Here is a 12,913-nt window from a genome sequence, read left to right as displayed (position 1 = left end):
TTTCCCCATGAAAAACACCTCCGATTTTAGTACTTGTCTTAAGTGTACCATTTCCGAAGGTGTTTTATATTGTCTCACTAATTTATGTTAGTCCAGATTGGTACACCAATCATTCCCTCTTTTTTGTCCAGGAAATAACAAAATCACTAGATGTGTATAGCATATAGAAACAGCTACGGCCACTTTACCGCTATCCCAGTCAAATCACTTTGTGTGGGCACGCCTAGGCTTCTTTTAATTGCCTTAGGTTAGCATAAAGGAACGCTACATTGAAAGTCATCGCATAAATAAGTTTTTTTCTTGTTTCGAAGGTGCCCCGAGTTCTTCCTACTTTGTGAAGATGTAAGCTTTTAAACATTATCTATTTCATTATTTTAGTAACGAATTATTAATTACCTCTATTTCTTTGTATGCAACTAATTTCATATGTTCATACTAGACTTAGGAAAAAGAAAGGAGCGTTTTATTATGTCAGATAAGGATAATACAACGAAGAAAGATCAAGGAGAAGATCAATCAAATCCATCATCTTTGGTGCAAAAAATTCAACAGTTGGGTCAATCATCAGTTCCAACTGCGCCAGATTCCAATATTCATGTTTTACCTATCATTGGACAAGTGGAAGGTCATATCCAGCTTCCACCACAAAATAAGACAACAAAATATGAGCATTTAATTCCTCAGATTATTGCTGTGGAACAAAATCCAAAAATAGAAGGTTTGATTGTGATTTTAAATACAGTAGGGGGCGATGTAGAAGCTGGTTTAGCTCTTTCAGAAATGTTAGCATCTATTTCAAAACCTACCGTTTCGATTGTTCTTGGTGGTGGACACTCGATTGGTGTTCCGATAGCAGTATCGGCTGATTATTCTTTCATCGCAAGTACTGCAACAATGACAATTCATCCAATCCGCTTAACAGGACTAGTTATTGGTGTTCCACAAACTTTTGAATACTTAGACAAAATGCAAGAACGTGTGATTCAGTTCGTTATTAACCATTCCAATATTAAAGAGGAAAAGTTTAAAGAGCTAATGTTTGAAAAAGGCAATCTTACAAGAGACATTGGCACAAATGTAGTTGGTACTGATGCTGTTGAATATGGTCTTATTGATTCTGTTGGTGGTGTGAAAGAAGCCATACAAAAGCTTAATGAGTTAATTGATAACAATAAAACGGATGGGACGATGATTCAATGATTTTATATACGCCATTATCTCAAGAAGACATTTATCCTACAGAACAGCAACATTTCGAAAATAACCAAACAGTTAACGTGCAAGGAAAACTGATGCAGGTAGAAAATTTAAATAATGGCTCATGCAGGATTATACAATTACTTTCCACGGATCCAGAGGACTTTTTAAATCAGAATTTTGCCCCTGGTTCAGTGATTTCTACTAATGAAATTATTAACTAACTAGTCAAATAAGTAGAACTCTGTGATATAATAGAATTATTATAGTGGAAGCAGTTACCACTTGACCCAAGATGTGAAACCCTTGTCAGCATATGGCAAGGGTTTATCTTGATTATTGAGCTCTAGCATAATAGAGGTAATACAACCTCTTTACTAAACTTTTAATAGAGCATCTTAGGATTATTCGCAGAGGTGATAAGCATGGCAAAAAGAAGAAAAAGTAATAAAAAACAACAGACATATAAGAGTCAGGTGAAATATGAGTTGATTGGTATATTACTCATTTTTCTAGCTGTTTTTGGAAGTGGAGCAAGCACAATAAGTGAAGGTGCTATACCAGCCGGTTTAGAGCATATTTTTCGTTTCTTCTTTGGTATTTGGTACTTTGTTGCATCGCTATTTTTATTAGGTCTTGGTTTATATTTAATGATTAAAAGAAAATTTCCTTTTTTACTTAACAGACGACTTTTAGGGATTTATATTATTTTTTCAGGCATTATCTTATTAACTCATATCCAAGCTTTCGAGCCGATTTTAAAAAATTCACTTAACCCATCTATTATCATGACTACTTGGAATCACTATTTTGCTTTTTTAAATGGGAACGTACCGTCTTCTAATTTAGGTGGAGGAATGATAGGCTCGATATTTTTTGCATTTAGTCATTATTTATTTTCGTCAGATGGAGCAAGAATTGTCGTTCTTTTTTCATTTGTAGTAGGTATTCTGTTTCTTACTGATTTTTCAATCGGAGCTTTTATCGAAAAACTGTGGACAAAATTCATAGTTTTTAAAAATCAACAAGTAGAACAGTGGAAAAAAAGTAAAGCGAACAAGAAACAACTAAAAGAAGAAAAAGCTAGTCTATCGACTAACAAGGAGATGGAGTTGGAAATTGCACAACCAGATGAAAGTGTTGGAGAAGAACCTGTGATTCAAGAGTTTACTGATATTGCTTATTCCATGGACACGAGTGCAAACAAAGAAAAAAATAAAACAAAAAAAGATGAAAAACAAGATAATACGGAAGATGAAGTAATCTCAGATTCTTTACCGATGACCGAGTTAGAAAACTTTGATTATCAACTACCTTCACTTGATTTATTAACAGAACCTGTTAACAATACGCAACAACAAGAACGCGGGCAAATTCAGGCTGTTGTTAGAAAGTTAGAGAAAACATTTCATAGCTTTGGTGTGAAGGCGAAAGTAACAAAAGTGCATGTGGGTCCAGCAGTAACTAAATATGAAATATATCCAGATGCAGGTGTGAAAGTTAGTAAGATAGTTAACTTACATGATGATTTAGCATTAGCATTGGCTGCGAAAGATATTCGAATTGAAGCACCTATACCAGGCAAATCTGCAGTTGGAATAGAGGTCCCTAATCAAGAAATTGCCATGGTATCATTACGTGAGGTCTTAGACACAAAACAAGCTCAACAAGGATCAAAATTAGCTTTTGTTTTAGGACGGGATATCTCTGGGGAAGCTGTAATGGCAGAACTTAACCGAATGCCACACTTACTTGTAGCCGGTGCAACAGGAAGTGGTAAGAGTGTGTGTATTAATGGGATTATTACTAGTATTCTTATGCGAGCTAAGCCACACGAAGTAAAAATGATGATGATTGACCCTAAAAAAGTAGAATTAAATATATATAATGGCATTCCGCATTTACTTGCACCAGTAGTTACAGATCCTAAAAAAGCATCTAGGGCATTAAAGAAAGTTGTATCTGAAATGGAAAGACGATATGAGTTATTTTCTGACACTGGAGCAAGGAATATTGAAGGATATAATGAGTATATAAAGAAATATAATTTAGCTGAAAATGAAAAACAACCGCTACTTCCATATATCGTTGTGCTAGTAGATGAATTAGCTGATTTAATGATGGTTGCATCTAATGATGTTGAGGATGCAATTACTAGACTAGCGCAAATGGCGCGTGCAGCAGGGATTCACTTAATCATTGCTACACAAAGGCCTTCTGTTGATGTTATAACGGGTGTTATTAAAGCAAATATTCCTAGTAGAATAGCATTTAGTGTTTCCTCTGCTACAGATTCGCGTACAATCTTGGATTCTGGTGGAGCAGAAAAGTTACTAGGTAGGGGGGATATGTTGTTTATTCCGGTAGGCTCGTCAAAACCAACGCGGATTCAAGGGGCATTTTTATCCGATGAAGAAGTTGAGCGAATTGTGGATCATTGCATAGAGCAACAAAAAGCCCAATACCAAGATGAAATGATTCCAGAAGAAGAGACAGAAGTTAAAAATGATGTAACGGATGATATTTTTGATGATGCAGTCCAATTAATTATTGAAATGCAAAGTGCAAGTGTATCTATGTTACAAAGAAGATTTAGAATTGGTTACACAAGAGCAGCAAGACTTATTGATGCAATGGAAGATAGAGGTATTGTTGGACCTTACGAAGGTTCTAAACCAAGATCGGTCTTGGTATCTGATTATAATGAGGAAAAGTCCTCCTAAACAAGTAAGTAATGAATGACCCTAACTATAGATTTTCATTATAGTTAGGGTTATTTAAGAAATTGTTTGTGAGATTATCTGACAAAGTTCTCTCTTTTTCGATATTTATCCATTCAATTCCTTAGATTTCTATTTATTTATAGAATTAAAAGTGTTATATTTATTTTTGATAATCTTTTGTGCACATATATTGTATGATTGTAATTTTCTGGGGGTAAATGATATCAATGGGATCAGAGAAAAGGGATGGGTACTTACAAGTTGTAAAGCAAATAAAATTAGATATAGATAAAGGGTTGTTTAAAGAAAAGCAAAAGTTACCATCGGAGTTTGAATTATCGAAAAGGTTAAATGTATCTAGACCAATTTTAAGAGAAGCACTACGATTACTAGAAGAAGAAAACATTGTAACGAGAAGACATGGTGTTGGAACCTTTGTTAATACAAAACCAATTTTCTCTTTTGGGATTGAACAATTAGGTAGTATTACAGAAATGATAAAACAATCAGGAAAAATTCCTGGTTCTCAGTATATATCTACTGAGTTAATAGAACCTACAGATAATGATAAAAAAAGATTTGCTCCAAAAGATATACATATTATTGCTCAAATAGAAAGAGTTAGAACTGCAGACGGAGAGCCTGTCGTATATTGTATAGATAAAGTGGATAAGAATATAATACCGTTAGATCAAGTCCATACAGAAGATTCTTTATTTAATTTATTAGAGAACTATAGTAACAGACATATATCATATGCGGTGACTTATATCGAGCCAATTGGGTATCATGAGCAGATTTCTCCAATCCTTAACTGTCATCCAGACCAAGCATTACTTTTGTTAAAGCAAGTGCATTATACTGCAAATGATGAACCGGTACTTTATTCGGCGAATTATTTTAGGTCAGATGTCTTCAGTTTCTTTGTGGTAAGAAAAAGATAGTGTGCATTCAATTAGGGAGGTGGTCACTACTTTTTTTTGTAACTGTTAAGTGTATCAACATCAACAAAAATTTATATTAAATTATAGTATGGGGGTATTATTTTGAAGAAAAATCGTTTTCTACTTATTTTGGTATTGTTGTTATCTCTTGGTCTTGTACTAGCTGCTTGTGGAACGGATGAAGATGATTCAGCGAATGAAACAGACGATAATACAGGAACTGAAGGTACTGATGAAGCTACAGAAGAAGAAACAGAAGCAACTGATTTCCAAGTAGGTATGGTTACTGATATTGGTGGAGTTGATGATAAATCATTTAACCAATCAGCTTGGGAAGGTCTAACGGCATTTGGAGAAGCAAATGGTCTTTCAAAAGGTGAAGGAATTGACTATGTACAGTCGGCAAATGATGCGGACTATTTACCAAACCTTAACCGTTTAGTACAACAAGATTACAATCTTGTATTTGGTATTGGTTATCTACTTGCGGAAGCAGTTACTGAAGTTGCAGGACAAAATCCTGATACAAACTTTGCTATTGTGGACTCTGTAGTTGAAGCTGATAACGTTGCAAGTATTACTTTCCAAGAACATCAAGGATCTTTCCTTGTTGGAGTAGCGGCAGCTCTTAAAACAGAATCAAATAAAGTTGGATTTGTTGGTGGTGTTGAAGGAGATTTAATCAAAAAGTTTGAAGCTGGATTTACTGCTGGTGTAAAGTCTGTTGATCCAAATATCGAAGTTGTACCTCAGTATGCTGATTCTTTTGGTGCACCTGATAAAGGTAAAGCAATTGCAGCTAGTATGTATAATAGTGATGTAGATGTTATTTATCACGCTTCTGGTGGTACAGGAAATGGTGTGTTTGCACAAGCAAAAGATATAAAAAACAACGATCCTGATGCATACGTATGGGTAATTGGTGTTGACCGTGATCAATATGAAGAGGGTACAGTTGGAGATACAAACGTTACGCTAACATCAATGGTTAAGAGAGTTGATATTGCCGTACAAAGCGTTACACAACAAGCTCTAGAAAATGAATTTCCAGGTGGAGAGATTTTAGCATTTGGTATTCAAGAAGATGGTGTTGGTGTTGCCAAAACAAATGAAGAAGCTTATACAGCTGAAATTGATGAAGTAGTTCAAGAATGGAAGACAAAAATTCTTGATGGTGATGTTGAAGTGCCAGCTACAGATGAAGAATTAGAAGCTTATCTTGAATCTCTTTAATTAAGTAGAAAAAAGGCTAGATTTCTATTTCTAGCCTTTTTTTACTACTGTTTAATTTGATGGAAGATTTTCAAATGAAGGGTCTTTTTGGACTTTTCATTTGGCGATCTTAATTTCGCCATCAAAATACATACCACCAATATGAAAGTAACTATAGAGGAGTGGGAAATTTGGATAATTATGTTGTTGAAATGCTGAATATTCGCAAAGAGTTTCCGGGCATCGTAGCAAATAATAATATCAATTTACAAGTGAAAAAGGGTGAAATACACGCGTTATTAGGAGAAAATGGTGCAGGAAAATCAACACTAATGAATGTGTTATTCGGATTATATCAACCAGAGAAGGGTGAAATTCGAATAAAAGGTGAAAAGGCTAATATTACGGATCCAAATATCGCAAATGACTTAGGAATTGGTATGGTACACCAACACTTTATGCTTGTTGAAACTTTTACTGTAACTCAAAATATTATTTTAGGTAGTGAACCAAAACGGTTTGGAATGATTGATATTAAAAAAGCAGAAAAAGATGTTCAAGAATTGTCAGATCGTTATGGGTTAAGCGTGGATCCAAAAGCGAAAATCCAAAATATTTCAGTAGGTATGCAACAGCGTGTGGAGATTTTAAAAACCTTATATCGAGGTGCTGAAGTATTAATTCTAGATGAACCAACAGCTGTATTAACACCACAAGAGATTAAAGAACTAATTGGGATTATGAAATCGTTAATTAAAGAAGGAATATCGATTATTTTGATAACGCATAAATTAAAAGAGATTATGGAAGTGTGTGACCGTTGTACCGTAATTCGTAAGGGTGAGGGGATTGGCACTGTAGAAGTTTCTGAAACTAATCCAAATGAATTAGCTTCCTTAATGGTTGGTAGAGAAATAAGTTTTACAACAGAAAAAAAACCTGCACAACCAAAAGATAATATTTTATCTATAGAAGATTTACGCATCAAAGACTCAAGAGGCGTAGAAATGGTTAAAGGATTGAACCTAGAAGTCAAAGCAGGAGAAATTGTTGGTATTGCTGGTGTTGATGGGAACGGACAATCTGAATTAATAGAAGCAATAACAGGATTATCAAAAACAGAATCAGGTAAAATTTCACTTAATGAAAAAGAGATTACTAATATGTCACCAAGAAAAGTTACAGAAGCTGGTATTTCTCATATACCGCAGGATCGACATAAATTTGGGTTAGTTTTAGATTTTCCAATTGGAGAAAATATGGTTCTACAAACATATTATCAAAAACCTTATTCTAAAAATGGTATATTATCTTTTAAACGTATTTATGATCATGCAAATAAATTAATTGAAGAATATGATGTTCGTACACCAAGTGAATATACAAAAGCAAGAGCGTTATCTGGTGGGAACCAGCAGAAGGCAATTATCGCAAGGGAAGTAGATCGTTCCCCAGATCTTATTATAGCTGCTCAACCAACACGAGGTTTAGATGTTGGTGCAATAGAGTTTATTCATAAGAAATTAATTGAAGAACGTGACAAAGGACGCGGTGTGTTATTAATCTCGTTTGAACTAGATGAAATCATGAATATTAGTGACAGAATTGCCGTTATGTTTGATGGCAATATTGTTGCAAATGTTAAACCAGAAGAAACCAATGAGCAGGAACTAGGTCTGCTTATGGCTGGAAGTAGGAAAGAGAAAGTTGGTGAGCAGTAATGTTTGCAAATCGTATGTTTAATACAGTAGTTCCGGTTATTTCGGTATTGTTGGGACTTATAGCTGGTGCAATAATTATGCTCGGTTTTGGATACAATCCCATTAAAGGTTATGCTGCACTTTTAGATGGGGCATTTGGTAATGCTTATTTCTTTGGTGAAACAATTAGACAGGTTACTCCATATATATTAACAGGTTTAGCTGTTGCATTTGCCTTTAGAGCTGGACTTTTTAATATAGGAGCAGAAGGTCAAGTAATTGTTGGCTGGTTAGCTGCCGTTTGGGTAGGAACAACGATTGAGGCACCTATGATTATCCATTTACCTATCGCTTTGATAGTTGCTGCTTTAGCTGGAGGTTTATGGGGGTTCGTACCTGGTTTACTAAAAGCAAAACTAGGTGTTCACGAAGTTATTATAACTATTATGATGAATTACATTGCGCTTTATTTATCTAACCATTTGATACGGAATGTGTTAACTGACAAACAGGATACAACAGACCGTGTTGCAGAAAGCGCTTCGCTTGCTTCTAATTGGTTGATGGAATTAACTAGTTATTCAAGACTCCATTGGGGAATCCTAGTTGCATTAGTTGCTGCTGCATTCATGTGGTTTTTACTAGAAAAAACAACGACTGGATTTGAATTAAGGTCAGTTGGGTATAATCGTCATGCATCTGAATATGCAGGAATGAAAGTAGGAAAAAATATTATATTAGCAATGGTAATCTCCGGTGGATTTGCTGGTTTAGCTGGTGCCATGGAAGGCCTGGGAACTTTTGGATATATGCCAACCCATGCCGCTTTCACAAACATTGGCTTCGATGGAATTGCTGTTGCATTGCTTGGTGGTAATGCTGCACTTGGAACTGTTATTGCTGCATTTTTATTTGGAATTCTCAAAATAGGTGCTTTAAATATGCCTACAGGAGCAGGTGTTCCAGGAGAATTAGTGGAAATCGTCATTGCATTGATCATTTTCTTTGTAGCTTCTAGTTATATTATTCGATGGGTTCTTTTACGTTTTAAAAAGGAGGGGAACTAATATGTTAGATGTTTTACAATCCATTATTCCAATTGCATTGTTCTATTCAGCCCCTCTAATCTTCACTGCTTTAGGTGGCGTATTTAGTGAACGTTCAGGTGTTGTTAATATCGGTCTAGAAGGTTTAATGGTAATGGGAGCATTTGTTGGAATTGTGTTTAATTTAGCATTTGCTGATGTGTTCGGTACTGCAACGCCTTGGGTTTCGATTTTAGTCGCAATGGTTGTTTCGGCGATTTTTTCAGTGATTCACGCTGTAGCATCTGTAACATTTCGAGCTGACCAAGTTGTAAGTGGTGTAGCAATAAATTTCTTAGCACTTGGATTGGGAGTATTCTTAACAAAACAATGGTATGGTAAAGGTCAAACAGACATGGTAAGTCAACCATTTTATTCTAAAAACATTCCTTTGTTATCTGATATTCCAATTATAGGCCCTATTTTCTTTCAAAAAGTGTACGTTACCTCCTATATAGCAATTTTAGCTGCTATAGTTGTATGGTTTGTATTATATAAGACATCGTTTGGTTTACGCTTAAGATCCGTAGGTGAACATCCTATGGCTGCTGATACAAATGGTATTAATGTGTACAGTATGCGTTATGTAGCGGTTATTTTATCAGGTGCGCTAGGTGGCCTTGGCGGTTCTGTCTTTGCTTTAACGATTGCATTAAACTTTTCACAATCAACGATTGTTGGTCAAGGATTTATGTCGTTAGCTGCTGTAATATTTGGAAAATGGCATCCACTGGGTGCAATGGGAGCAGCATTATTTTTTGGTTTTGCTCAAAGTTTAAGTGTAATTGGTGCAGGAGTACCTTTTTTGGCAGATGTTCCAAAAATATACTTAACGATAGCACCCTATGTGTTGACTATTTTTGCATTAGCAGGTTTTATTGGTCGAGCAGAAGCTCCAAAGGCCAATGGACAGCCTTATATTAAGGGAAGTAGATAATTTTCTATAAAAAAGGAACTTGGTAATTGTTACCGGGTTCCTTTTTCGTTACACTGTAATAGAGCAAATGCGCATAATATTACAAAGTAGTAGTATTTTATGTAGACTGTTTTTTAATTACAGGTAAATAAAATATAAAGTCTGCACTATGTATTCTGAACTATTTAGCAATTTTTTTCCTTTGCAATGATAATGGAGTGACTTAGTACGTTCCAGCGGAATACTTCGCTTTTCATGAGCATGACTTTAGCTAGCCTGCGGTTACTCGGGCCCACCCGAAAACATTTGCTTGCAAGAAGACTCAAGCGTTCCCTACGGAAAGCGAGTGTTTTTTCGTAGAGCTAGACAGATAGTCATCTTGTATTGACAGAAGGAAATTACAGTAAAGTTAATGAAAACTTTACTATAAAGCAGCAATGTTTTCGAAAAGAGGTTTTATGTAAAGAGAAAAAAGAGAATTGAATTCAAACTTTTATATTTGGGATAGTTCAGTGGAGATTTTGTAATGCTATACATATATAAATTAGATTAGGGAGGATTTACTTATGAAATCAGTTAGTGAAGAGAAGATAACAACTAATGGGTATAACTTACACGTTATTCAAACGAAAAAGTACAAAACGATAAATGTAGTCGTAAAGTTAAAAGCACCACTTAAAAGAGAAACAATTACGCAAAGGGCATTAATACCTTATATCCTTCAACAGGGAACTGAAAATTACCCATCCGCAAGAATGCTAAGAACTGCTTTAGATGACTTGTATGGAGCGGTTTTTAATATTGATAGTTCAAAGAAAGGTGAAAATCATATTATTAGTATTCGCATAGAATTTGCGAATGAAGCATACCTCTCTTCAAACGAACAAATCATTAAAAAAGCAATGCACTTATTAAACGAAGTTGTCTTTCACCCTAAATCTAATGGAGATAGTTTTGATACAGGTATTTTTAAACGTGAGAAACAAACATTGCAACAAAAGATTGATTCCATTGTTGATGACAAAATGAGTTATGCAAATATGCGGTTAATTGATGAGATGTGTAAGGAAGAGGCTTATCGCCTTCACGTACATGGATATACAGATGATTTAAATTTAATCAATGAAACAAACTTGTACGAATACTATCGCTCATTATTAGTAGAAGACCAATTAGACATTTATGTTCTTGGAGATTTAGAAGGAAAGGATATTCAAAATCAAGTTGCTGAATACTTCTCAAGAGAGGTCTCAACGAACAAAGATAAAGTAGAAACAAATACTCAAGATGTAACCAAAGTGAAAGAGATAACCGAAGCAATGGAAGTTCAACAAGGAAAACTACATCTTGGATTTAGAACGAATATTCGATTTAATGATCCAGAATACTATGCACTTCAAGTCTTTAACGGAATTTTTGGTGGTTTTCCAAGTTCTAAATTGTTTATGAATGTAAGAGAAAAACATAGTCTTGCCTATTATGCAGCATCTCGGTTTGAAAGTCATAAAGGGTTATTGTTTGTTTTCAGTGGTATTGCTCCAGCTGATTTTCAAAAGGCAAAAGATATTATACTTGAACAAATGGAAGCGATGAAAAAAGGTGAATTTACAGAAGAACAAGTTGATGAAACCAAAAATATGGTTGTAAATCAGCTAAAGGAAACAATGGACCATCCACAGGGTTTAATTGAAATTCTATATCATCAAGTCTTGGCTAATAATAATATTGCACCTGAAGAGATGATTGAAGGCATTAGTCAAGTTACCAAAGATGATCTTCTAGCTGTTGGTGAAAAGATACAATTAGACACTGTCTATTTTTTAACAAGCAAAGGGGGATCTATTAATGAATAAAACAAATTATGACCAATTAAAAGAGACGGTTTATTCTGAAAAACTGGATAATGGATTACGTGTGTTTTTATTACCAAAACCTGAAATGGCAAAGACGTTCAGTATTTTTTCTACTGATTATGGATCAATAGACCGAACTTTTGTCCCTATTGGTGAAACAGAACAGATTACTGTACCAGATGGAATTGCGCATTTTTTAGAACATAAGCTATTCGAAAAAGAAGATAGAGATGTCTTTCAGGATTTTACTAAACGCGGGGCATCTGCTAATGCGTTTACGTCATTTACAAAAACAGCATATCTCTTTTCATCTACAAGTAATATTGAAGACAATGTTAGAACTTTATTAGACTTTGTCCAAGATCCTTATTTCTCTGAACAATCTGTAGAAAAAGAAAAAGGAATTATTGGTCAAGAAATTACGATGTATGATGATCAACCTGATTGGAGATCTTTTTTTGGTACAATTCAAAGCTTATACAATAATCATCCTGTGCAAATAGATATCGCAGGGACGATTGATTCTATTGATAAAATAACAAAGGATGATTTATATACTTGTTATAATACTTTTTATCATCCATCAAATATGACATTTTTTGTAGCAGGTAATTTCAACCCAGAAGAAATGATGCAGTTAATTAAAGAAAATCAAAGTGCAAAAACATTCCCAGAGAAAGAGGCTATTCAAAGATCATTTCCTGAGGAACCCAGTAAAGTGGCTAAAAAGAAACATGTGATTGAAATGCCTGTGTCAATGCCAAAATGTTTAGTCGGTCTTAAGGAAAATATGGACCACAAGGATAACAGGGATTTTCTAGAAAAAGAACTGTTAATAGATATACTTTTGGACCACTTTTTCTCCAAAAGTGGAAAGTACTATCAAGATCTGTATGAAAATGATTTAATTGACAATAGCTTTAGCTTTGAAACGAATATAGAAAAAAACTTTGGTTTTTCGATTCTTGGAGGCAATACGTCCAAACCAGATGAGTTAGCTGAAAAATTAACTTCCATGTTAGTAGGATTGAGAGAATTTGAATTAACTGCAGAAGAATTCAGTACAGTTAAACGAAAAAAAATCGGTCATTTTCTACGTTCAATGAATTCATTAGAATTTATATCAAATCAATTTATTCATTATAACTTATTAGGAATCGATTTATTTGAAGTGCTACCAACAATCGAGCGTTTAACTGTAGGCGATGCTAATGCGTTTCTTAAAGATTGGATTGATGAAGAGAGAATAGCGGTATGCCAGATTGTGCCGGCACAAGGGTGAC

Annotated in this window: 10 protein-coding genes; all 10 read left to right on the top strand. The window is 34.7% G+C overall.

All coding sequences use genetic code 11. The features are described from left to right. Positions 1-468: 468 nt before the first annotated feature. The 10 genes from QQS35_RS00790 to yfmH all read left to right on the top strand — a co-directional run bounded on the left by QQS35_RS00790 (position 469) and on the right by yfmH (position 12,912). Positions 469-1,200, top strand: coding sequence for a ClpP family protease (locus tag QQS35_RS00790; RefSeq protein WP_285929803.1), 732 nt, complete (start codon positions 469-471; stop codon positions 1,198-1,200). After that, on the top strand, positions 1,197-1,421 hold the full coding sequence (locus QQS35_RS00785) for a YlzJ-like family protein (RefSeq protein WP_285929802.1): 225 nt from the start codon (positions 1,197-1,199) through the stop codon (positions 1,419-1,421). Before QQS35_RS00790 ends, QQS35_RS00785 begins: the two co-directional genes overlap by 4 nt. A 201-nt stretch (positions 1,422-1,622) precedes the next feature. Further along, positions 1,623-3,920: an FtsK/SpoIIIE family DNA translocase gene (locus QQS35_RS00780; protein ID WP_285929800.1), complete on the top strand. Its 2,298-nt coding sequence runs from the start codon at positions 1,623-1,625 to the stop codon at positions 3,918-3,920. A 221-nt stretch (positions 3,921-4,141) separates the two neighbouring features. Next, positions 4,142-4,864 carry a GntR family transcriptional regulator gene (locus QQS35_RS00775; RefSeq protein WP_285929805.1) on the top strand — a complete coding sequence of 241 codons (723 nt, stop codon included), beginning with the start codon at positions 4,142-4,144 and terminating at the stop codon, positions 4,862-4,864. A gap of 102 nt (positions 4,865-4,966) precedes the next feature. Next, complete coding sequence (locus tag QQS35_RS00770) at positions 4,967-6,097, top strand: BMP family lipoprotein (RefSeq protein WP_285929798.1); 1,131 nt, start codon at positions 4,967-4,969, stop codon at positions 6,095-6,097. 191 nt (positions 6,098-6,288) lie between these two features. After that, the gene (locus QQS35_RS00765; RefSeq protein ID WP_285929804.1) at positions 6,289-7,797 is read left to right on the top strand and encodes an ABC transporter ATP-binding protein; all 1,509 of its coding nucleotides are present in this window, start codon (positions 6,289-6,291) and stop codon (positions 7,795-7,797) included. After that, entirely contained in the window at positions 7,797-8,843 is a 1,047-nt protein-coding gene (locus QQS35_RS00760; protein WP_285929796.1) for an ABC transporter permease, read from the top strand. Before QQS35_RS00765 ends, QQS35_RS00760 begins: the two co-directional genes overlap by 1 nt. Before the next feature lies 1 nt (position 8,844). Further along, positions 8,845-9,798, top strand: coding sequence for an ABC transporter permease (locus QQS35_RS00755; protein ID WP_285929795.1), 954 nt, complete (start codon positions 8,845-8,847; stop codon positions 9,796-9,798). Between the two features lie 545 nt (positions 9,799-10,343). Beyond that, positions 10,344-11,630, top strand: coding sequence for an EF-P 5-aminopentanol modification-associated protein YfmF (yfmF, locus tag QQS35_RS00750; RefSeq protein WP_285929794.1), 1,287 nt, complete (start codon positions 10,344-10,346; stop codon positions 11,628-11,630). Further along, entirely contained in the window at positions 11,623-12,912 is a 1,290-nt protein-coding gene (gene yfmH, locus QQS35_RS00745) for an EF-P 5-aminopentanol modification-associated protein YfmH (protein ID WP_285929793.1), read from the top strand. Before yfmF ends, yfmH begins: the two co-directional genes overlap by 8 nt. Position 12,913: the final 1 nt, after the last annotated feature.

This window comes from Aquibacillus rhizosphaerae (genome assembly GCF_030282825.1).
GTDB classification, from domain to species: domain Bacteria; phylum Bacillota; class Bacilli; order Bacillales; family Amphibacillaceae; genus Aquibacillus_C; species Aquibacillus_C rhizosphaerae.
This window is presented reverse-complemented; position numbering and strand designations above follow the sequence as displayed.

Bases quoted from the DNA above. Each gene is read 5' to 3' on its own strand.
- QQS35_RS00780 (WP_285929800.1), top strand. From the start codon at position 1,623: ATGGCAAAAAGAAGAAAAAGTAATAAAAAACAACAGACATATAAGAGT.
- QQS35_RS00755 (WP_285929795.1), top strand. From the start codon at position 8,845: ATGTTAGATGTTTTACAATCCATTATTCCAATTGCATTGTTCTATTCA.
- QQS35_RS00765 (WP_285929804.1), top strand. From the start codon at position 6,289: ATGCTGAATATTCGCAAAGAGTTTCCGGGCATCGTAGCAAATAATAAT.
- QQS35_RS00785 (WP_285929802.1), top strand. From the start codon at position 1,197: ATGATTTTATATACGCCATTATCTCAAGAAGACATTTATCCTACAGAA.
- yfmF (WP_285929794.1), top strand. From the start codon at position 10,344: ATGAAATCAGTTAGTGAAGAGAAGATAACAACTAATGGGTATAACTTA.
- QQS35_RS00790 (WP_285929803.1), top strand. From the start codon at position 469: ATGTCAGATAAGGATAATACAACGAAGAAAGATCAAGGAGAAGATCAA.
- QQS35_RS00760 (WP_285929796.1), top strand. From the start codon at position 7,797: ATGTTTGCAAATCGTATGTTTAATACAGTAGTTCCGGTTATTTCGGTA.
- yfmH (WP_285929793.1), top strand. From the start codon at position 11,623: ATGAATAAAACAAATTATGACCAATTAAAAGAGACGGTTTATTCTGAA.